We start from the raw sequence: 7,198 nt of genomic DNA on the forward strand, positions 1-7,198 counted from the left end.
CTGTAATAATTCTTCTACTTCATTTTTCATAATAATACCTTGTCCTTCTACTTCTTGTAAACTATGAGTCTCAAGCACAAATTAATTTAGCACCGTATTTGAAACCCGTAGTATAACTACTCTACTGGAGCAAATCGGTGCTATATTATTATAACTAAAAGTCACATCTCAATTAATTAATACTCTAGGCTTTCCATATACTTCATATATTTAACTACCATAAGAGCAATCTTGAATGTTATAGCATCTTCAAATACTCGCAAATCTAGACCAGTGCTCTTTTGTAATTTATCCAAACGGTAAACCAATGTATTTCTATGAATGTATAACTGTCTTGAAGTCTCCGATACGTTAAGGCTATTTTCAAAGAACTTATTAATTGTAGCTAATGTCTCTTCATCGAAATCATCTGGTGACTTACCATCGAAGATTTCTTTGATAAACATCTTACATAAAGGCATAGGTAATTGATAGATAAGACGGCCAATTCCTAAGTTATTGTAAGCAACTACATTACGTCCACTATAGAAGATCTTTCCTACATCAAGAGCCATTTTGGCTTCTTTATACGATCTAGAAACATCTTTGATTTCATTAACAATCGTACCATAAGCAACATGAACTTTTGTCATGGCTTCGGTATTAAGCATATCAAGAATTACTTTTGCTGTCTTATTCATATCTTCATATGTTTCATTTTGCTTTAACTCTTTAACAAGAATAATATTCTTTTCATCAACAGCAGTTATAAAATCTTTCGTCTTAGTAGAGAATAAACCACGAACCGTTTCAAGAGCATTCATATCTTTTTCATTCTTAGTTTCAATAATGAACACAACACGTCTAACATCGGTATCAATATGGAGCTTTTTAGCACGGTTATAAATATCTACTAACAATAAGTTGTCCAATAGCAGATTCTTAATAAAGTTATCCTTATCATATCTTTCTTTGTATGCTACTAATAGATTTTGGATTTGGAAAGAAGCAATCTTTCCAATCATGTACACATCTTCACTGTCTCCTTTAGCAAGGATGATGTATTCTAACTGATGTTCATCAAATACTTTAAAGAATTGATATCCTTGCACAACTTGACTATCTGCCGGAGAATCTACAAATGCCAAAACAGCACTTTCATAATCTTCTGCATTTGATATAGTCGATGCTAATGCCTTGCCTTCTGTATCCATTACACATATGTCAATACGGGTAATTACTTTTAGGCCCTCAATTGTATTTTGAAGAATTTGGTTCGATATCATATATTCACTCCTCTGTTTCGCAAATTATAAATTTACTTACACTAATATTATCACTATTTTTATTAAATGTAAACTAATTTGCTATTAAGTAACTATAAATTTTAGCAATTTTAATCAAATTAAGATAAAACACATTTTGTTAAGTTGTTAAACTAATATATATTTTTGCTTTATTCTTTTACAATTTCTATTTTCGTTATTAATTAATACCATATATAAAAAAAGAGGCACAATAAATGTGCCTCTTTGTAATATCTGATTAGTGACAGATAACTTGTTCTGTTTCTTTGTCGAATAAGTGGATTTTTGATAAATCTAATGCAACTTTGATTGTATCTCCAGGTCTAGCAGTTGTACGTGGGTTAACACGTGCAGTAACTTCGAATTGATCGATTGTGAAGTATAAGTAAACTTCAGCACCAAGTAATTCGTAAACTTTAACTGTTGCGTCAACAACACTACCTGGATAAGATTCCATAAAGATTTCTTCATCATGGATATCTTCTGGACGAATACCAAGGATAACTGTTTTGTTTTCGTAACCTTTTTCAAGTAAAACTTTAGCTTTAACTTCTGGTAATTTAATAGATAAAGCTCCAAAAGTTAAGTTTACATCTGAACCAGACTTAACAACTTTACTTTCGATGAAGTTCATCTGAGGTGAACCAATGAAACCAGCTACGAATAAGTTGTTTGGTTTGTTGTATAAGGAGATTGGTGAATCAACTTGTTGAACAAGACCATCTTTCATAACTACGATTCTTGTACCAAGTGTCATAGCTTCTGTTTGGTCATGAGTTACATAGATAATTGTAGTTTCAAGTCTTTGATGTAATTTAGAGATCTCAATACGCATTTGAACTCTTAGTTTTGCATCAAGGTTTGATAAAGGTTCATCCATAAGGAATACTTTAGGATCACGTACAATAGCACGTCCCATGGCAACACGTTGTCTTTGACCACCTGATAATGCTTTTGGTTTACGATCTAATAAATGTTCGATATCAAGGATTCTTGCAGCTTCATGTACTAATTTATCAATTTGATCTTTTGGAGTTTTTCTTAATTTAAGACCAAATGCCATGTTGTCATATACTGACATATGTGGGTATAATGCGTAGTTTTGGAATACCATTGCGATATCTCTATCTTTTGGCTCTACGTCATTAACTAATTTATCACCGATCCATAACTCACCTGAAGAGATTTCTTCAAGTCCAGCGATCATACGAAGAGTTGTAGATTTACCACAACCAGATGGTCCTACGAAGATGATAAATTCTTTATCTGCGATTTCAAGGTTGAAATCCTTTACTGCTACAAACCCATTAGGATATGTTTTATTAATATTTTTTAATGATAAACTTGCCATTAAACAGTTCCTCCCTAGAATTTTCTTGTTTTTTATTAACCTAATATTATACCAATTCGATAATCTAATGATACACTATTTATCTAGCAAAAACCATGCTCCATTTTACCAAATAAAAAAATGGCCTTTTGTCTAATTTGTATATCACTTCGTAAAACAACTAGGTTTATTAAGAAATTAACTGAAAAATTCTATTTTTCTTGTCTATATTCTATAAATCCTTCTCCCATAACTTCCCTGGCATCGCTAACGATTATAAAAGCTTTCTTATCAATTGATGAAACAATATCTACAACAGGTGCTATCTCCTTCTTAGAAACTACACAAAACAACATCTGCTTATCATTATTAGAATACATACCACGAGCAGATATTCCCGTAACTCCTCTATCCATCTTATACAGAATCTCTTTGGCTATCTCATCATAATGATCTGATATTATATACGCAACTTTTGCAAACTTTAAACCTTCTAGAATACCATCCATTACTTTGGAATTAATATAAACAGCAATAACGGCATACAGTGCTTTATCCAAACCAAAGACAGCTGCTCCTGTTAAAACAATTACGCCGTCAATCACAATAAGTAACTGCGGTACGGTATAATGCTTAAAGTATTTTTGTACTATCATACCAAACAAATCTGTTCCACCTGTTGTTGCTCTAGTTACAAATACAAGCCCTAGGCCGACGCCTCCAATAAGACCTCCAAATACCGATGCCAACAGATAATCCTGATATTCAATATTAAAACTTGGTACAATGTATAAAGCAACGGTAAAACATACCGTTGCAAATAATGTCTTTCCTACAAATTTCTTTCCTTTTAGTAGTATGGCTCCTAAAAATAATGGGATATTAATTACAAGATTGCTAAACCAGATTGGGATTCCCCCATCTATCAAATTACTCGTAAAATACTTAATAACAATTGCTAAACCAGACACGCCTCCAGTTACCATACCTAGAGGTTCATATACTACATTAACTGAAACTGCTACGAGTAAAGTACCTATTATAATTAATAATACATCCATCCCCTTTGATCTTTTTGTTAATACTTCCATAATTCTCCCCACTATTTTGTATTGTTGTTATAACTCTCTAGTTTCTTCTTAAATATACGTCTTTCATTACTTTGTTTTAAAGGTCTCCACGCTTTCACATGATGATATATTCCTTGTAACCCAAGTTTTTTAATTACGGTAGGAATCTCATTGTATTCCTTTAACATACCATCTTTTATGTCCGCTAAAACTAGACATAATTTTGCATTCAACTTTGTATGGTTTCTATCTATCCATAATTCTTGTTCTGGACTTTCTAATGCAAGCACTAGGATATCTGGTGCTGTTGCATTAATCTCATTAATAACAAGATCTTCATTTTCAGTTATATCACCCATGTACGAATTTTCAATAATAAAACGTTCTTCCGCTTTTCTTTTATAATTTAAGAAACTCTCCACTTGATTAACCATATTAGACACGATGAATACTGTCTTCTTCGAGCAATCCATATTACGCAAACTTAACTGTAACTTATGAAAATCACTAACATAATTCGCATTTTCATATATATGTGGATACACAAGCGCCAGAAGCATCTCTTGTGATGGCAATACATAATCTGCACAAGCAAGGCTGTTTTTAAATTCTTCAGCTTTATTTGCATATTCAAGAGTTTTTGCAGTAATTAGGAATACAATATCAAGACGATCATTAAGCAGAAACTCTTTTAGTTTCTGACTGAACGCTAGTACAGATATAACATCCAGGTCGACTCCCATTACATTAATTTTATTTTTCATTTTAACCTCCATACGTAACTTTTCAGTTACCCAGTTTATAAAGAACTGGTTCACACAAACTAAATTGTGGCTTTAAACGGGTTATTCCTATCTATTCTCTGAAACTCCTAATATAATCTGTATATCAAAACCTACTGGTACAGTTCCTACTTCAATTACTGCATCTTGGAATAATGGTAATAAATCTCTTCCCATACCTTCCTGTGTTACAACAATCTTTGTATTTTGCAATATCTCATCTGTATAATTGCCTATTTCACTAACTGAAAATCCTGCATTCTGAATTATAGTACTATATTTACTTGCTAATCCAGTAATTTTACTTCCATTTAATAATGAAATCCTTAATCCAACTGATGAAACTTCCGCAACGTCTTGCGTTGCATCTTGCGTGATTGTATATGCTTCATTATTAACTAATTGCGAAACTAGATTCTTGGTTAGTTCTAAATCTACATCGTAATAATCTGTTTGATGTATTCCTGGTACTATGTGATAGTAAATATAATCCCTATTCACATTACGATATGTGGAGGCGTATTTTTGTTTTCCTTCCAATGATAGATTGGATTTTGCTACCCCATAAAATCTGGATAAATATTCCTTCATCGAGTAAGACTCTTCCGCTGATAAGGAATCCATTAAGCTTTCCTTCACTACATAAACGGAACCCTCTACTTGTTCACCAGTTTGCAATAATATTGTTCTTGTCTCTTCATCAAATATTGAGTCAGCAGTTTCTTCATTTATTATTGTATAACAACTAAGTTCTGTTCCAATAAGTTCATCTATTATAAGTTTTCCATATGCAAACCTTGTAGATCCATCAAAATACGTATTCAAATTATCCAAAGTAATTATCTGAGGAACCTGCTCATTCTTTGCGTACAATTTTTTATACAAATCTGTAGACAAAGCAAATTTCGTAGTATTTGGTATTGTAACATAATCCAGGTTATTCGTATATGAGTTCACAATTTCTAGTATAAATCCTTGTATATTCTCTTCGTCATCTGTTATATATATTAGATTCTTACAAATATTGTCTGCTGTACCATCATTGGCAATTAAGCTACCTTGACTACTAGATTGTACTCTATCTTTATATGTTAATTTATAAATTCCTATAGTTAGTTTGTATGTTGCAAAACCAACAATAAACATTAGTAACATCATGCAACCAGTTCGTACAAATCCTCTTATAAATGCATGATAATGTTTATTTCGCTTCATAGTATTCTTATTCCCTAGCACACTAAATAGTACACTATTCCCATAGATTATAGAAATAATGGCTATAGCGATTCCTTTCATCTAATATTTATAATTTCATATCCTTCATTAATAGAAGGTTTTACCTTTTTGTACACCAAGTAGTATAGCAGATACAGAAAAAAGTATCAACTATGGAATTTCCTTCATGTCCTTGCTTTTTTAGGAAGTAGTTATTACAATGAACCTATGTGTATACCTTATATCAAAGGAGCTAATAGAAAGGAGATTCCTATGATCTCAAAATCTGTCATTGTTACTGGCGCCTCTCGTGGCATTGGTAAGGCGATTGCTATAGAATTTGCCAAAGCTGGATACAATGTTGCAATTAATTGTAACTCTAGCGTTGCTTTACTAGATGAAGTAAAACTAGAAATTGAATCCCTTGGCGTTCGTTGTATCACTTATGTTGGTAATATTGGCAAAGAAGAACATGCTATGAAGCTATGTTCAGGTGCCATTGAAGCGTTTGGTCATATTGATATTCTTATTAATAATGCTGGAATATCACATATTGGACTCTTAAGTGATCTCACCCTTGCCGAGTGGAATAACATTGTTACAACTAATCTAACTTCTGTATTCCTATGTTCTAGATCTGTAATTCCTAGTATGGTTCACCAAAAATCTGGTCGTATTATTAACATATCTTCTGTATGGGGAATTGCAGGTGCTTCTTGCGAGGTTGCTTATTCTGCAACCAAAGGGGGTATTAATTCTTTCACTAAGGCATTAGCCAAAGAACTTGCTCCAAGTAATATACAAGTAAACGCTATCGCTTGTGGTGCCATTGATACACAGATGAATCAATTCCTTCCTAAAGAAGATAGAGAAGAATTAGAGGCGGAAATTCCTAGTGGGCGTTTTGGAAAGGTAGAAGATGTAGCAGAGTTTGTATATTCTATTGCTACTAGTAATACCTATCTTACAGGTCAGATTATTCCTTTCGATGGGGCTTGGTTATAAAAATAAAATAAGAAACATCATATAGTTGAATGCCATTTTGTATGACAACATAATGGCATTCAATTTAGAAAAGTTGTTTCTAAATAAACTAACTTTACGGTATAAGTCGATTCCTATCTCTTGGAAATAATGTTGCCAATCGTACATTGTCTTGGCCTAATAACTTACTTGTAAAACGTTCAAGTCCCATACCCAAACCTCCATGTGGTGGCATACCATACTTATGCATCATTAGATAACTCTCAAATAAATCTACTGTCATACCACGCTCTTCCATCTTTGATACTTGATCTTCATAGTCATGAATTCGTTGTCCACCAGTAGTAACTTCAAGCCCGCGAAATAATAAATCGAAGCTTAAGGTAACTTCTTTGTCCTCTGGATCTTCCATGGCATAGAAAGGACGTTTCTTAGCGGGATAATGTGTTACGAAGATAAATTCACTTCCTGTCTTCTTCTTAATTACTTCATATAATAATTTTTCTTCTTCTGGTTCAAAATCTTCATAAT

Annotated in this window: 7 protein-coding genes; 1 reads left to right on the top strand and 6 read right to left on the bottom strand. The window is 32.7% G+C overall.

All coding sequences use genetic code 11. The features are described from left to right. Nucleotides 1-176 precede the first annotated feature (176 nt). The 5 genes from ACW2QF_RS13830 to ACW2QF_RS13850 form a co-directional block, all read right to left on the bottom strand. Nucleotides 177-1,265, bottom strand: coding sequence for a PucR family transcriptional regulator (locus ACW2QF_RS13830; protein ID WP_455716594.1), 1,089 nt, complete (start codon nucleotides 1,263-1,265; stop codon nucleotides 177-179). Between the two features lie 259 nt (nucleotides 1,266-1,524). After that, nucleotides 1,525-2,637: an ABC transporter ATP-binding protein gene (locus ACW2QF_RS13835; protein ID WP_455716595.1), complete on the bottom strand. Its 1,113-nt coding sequence runs from the start codon at nucleotides 2,635-2,637 to the stop codon at nucleotides 1,525-1,527. Nucleotides 2,638-2,828: 191 nt separating this feature from the next. Then, on the bottom strand, nucleotides 2,829-3,707 hold the full coding sequence (locus tag ACW2QF_RS13840) for a YitT family protein (RefSeq protein WP_455716596.1): 879 nt from the start codon (nucleotides 3,705-3,707) through the stop codon (nucleotides 2,829-2,831). 11 nt (nucleotides 3,708-3,718) lie between these two features. Beyond that, nucleotides 3,719-4,450: a WecB/TagA/CpsF family glycosyltransferase gene (locus ACW2QF_RS13845; RefSeq protein ID WP_455716597.1), complete on the bottom strand. Its 732-nt coding sequence runs from the start codon at nucleotides 4,448-4,450 to the stop codon at nucleotides 3,719-3,721. A gap of 87 nt (nucleotides 4,451-4,537) precedes the next feature. Further along, nucleotides 4,538-5,683, bottom strand: a complete 1,146-nt coding sequence (locus ACW2QF_RS13850; RefSeq protein ID WP_455716598.1) for a LytR C-terminal domain-containing protein — start codon at nucleotides 5,681-5,683, stop codon at nucleotides 4,538-4,540. A 273-nt stretch (nucleotides 5,684-5,956) separates the two neighbouring features. On the opposite strand from ACW2QF_RS13850, the gene ymfI reads away from it, so the two are divergent. Next, the gene (gene ymfI / locus ACW2QF_RS13855; protein WP_455716599.1) at nucleotides 5,957-6,688 is read left to right on the top strand and encodes an elongation factor P 5-aminopentanone reductase; all 732 of its coding nucleotides are present in this window, start codon (nucleotides 5,957-5,959) and stop codon (nucleotides 6,686-6,688) included. 94 nt (nucleotides 6,689-6,782) lie between these two features. On the opposite strand, the gene ACW2QF_RS13860 is transcribed toward ymfI, so the two are convergent. Continuing rightward, nucleotides 6,783-7,198: amino acid--tRNA ligase-related protein (locus ACW2QF_RS13860; protein WP_455716600.1), on the bottom strand; the 416-nt coding region annotated here is incomplete at its 5' end.

This window comes from Anaerosporobacter sp. (genome assembly GCF_965301125.1).

Excerpts from the sequence above, each read along its gene's own strand:
- ACW2QF_RS13830 (WP_455716594.1), bottom strand. The coding sequence starts at position 1,265 with ATGATATCGAACCAAATTCTTCAAAATACAATTGAGGGCCTAAAAGTA.
- ACW2QF_RS13835 (WP_455716595.1), bottom strand. The coding sequence starts at position 2,637 with ATGGCAAGTTTATCATTAAAAAATATTAATAAAACATATCCTAATGGG.
- ACW2QF_RS13840 (WP_455716596.1), bottom strand. The coding sequence starts at position 3,707 with ATGGAAGTATTAACAAAAAGATCAAAGGGGATGGATGTATTATTAATT.
- ACW2QF_RS13845 (WP_455716597.1), bottom strand. The coding sequence starts at position 4,450 with ATGAAAAATAAAATTAATGTAATGGGAGTCGACCTGGATGTTATATCT.
- ACW2QF_RS13850 (WP_455716598.1), bottom strand. The coding sequence starts at position 5,683 with ATGAAGCGAAATAAACATTATCATGCATTTATAAGAGGATTTGTACGA.
- ymfI (WP_455716599.1), top strand. The coding sequence starts at position 5,957 with ATGATCTCAAAATCTGTCATTGTTACTGGCGCCTCTCGTGGCATTGGT.